Below are 334 nucleotides of genomic sequence, written 5' to 3' on the forward strand. Positions count from 1 at the left end.
CATTATTATGAGCGATTCTAAAGATAAAGTCTAAATCTGATTCATTATATTGCGTGATTAGCTCTTCTTTAGGATAAGGAAAGCTAATATGAGAGAAATCAATATGTTTATGCAATAGATTTTCATAAAATCTTAGTGTGGCTTGCAAGGCTTCTATGGGGGTTTTATGTGTGTAGATTCTATATGCTTTATTTAGTGAAGCCCTAAAGAGTGGGGAAGTAATGCTAAAGGTAAAGAAATGCTTGTTGTTAGGGTTTTGCAGAGTGTTTGTGGTGTTGTTGTGTATATCGTTATATGTGGAGTTATTGTTTGTGGTGTTGGTGTTGTTGTTGCC

Annotated in this window: 1 protein-coding gene; it reads right to left on the bottom strand. The window is 34.4% G+C overall.

All coding sequences use genetic code 11. The features are described from left to right. The coding region (locus ACWIUO_RS13960; protein ID WP_454178485.1) for a contractile injection system protein, VgrG/Pvc8 family at window positions 1-334 on the bottom strand (334 nt) is incomplete at both ends.

The organism is Helicobacter sp. T3_23-1056 (assembly GCF_053654535.1).